Below are 305 nucleotides of genomic sequence, written 5' to 3' on the forward strand. Positions count from 1 at the left end.
GAGTATGCCCTGATTGCCGAATACGCCGGCCTGGACGTCGCCCATATGCACCCGCACCAGTTCAGGCGCGTCTTCGCCGTCGAGAACCTTCGAGATGGCGTCGACATGTTTACGCTGATGGCCGTAGGCGGCTGGCGGAATGAGAGCATGCTCGGCCGCTACGCCCGGATTGGCGTGCAGCGAGACGCGGTGGACCGGATGCGGGTCCGGTCGCTTGCGGGAAGGATTGCGGCGGCGTAGCCGGCGATCCTGTAGACAGGTCCGCGCCTGTAGACACGTGCGCCGGGCCCAGTGGCTGTATACAG

General features: G+C 65.6%; 1 protein-coding gene. It reads left to right on the top strand.

What is annotated here, in order from left to right; translation table 11 throughout:
• A partial coding sequence (locus FVQ81_18245; GenBank protein MBW7998471.1) for a tyrosine-type recombinase/integrase occupies positions 1 to 240 on the top strand: 240 nt, incomplete at its 5' end.
• Positions 241 to 305 lie beyond the last annotated feature (65 nt).

The sequence above is a fragment of the Candidatus Glassbacteria bacterium genome, from assembly GCA_019456185.1.
In the GTDB taxonomy this organism is placed as follows: domain Bacteria; phylum Gemmatimonadota; class Glassbacteria; order GWA2-58-10; family GWA2-58-10; genus JAJRTS01.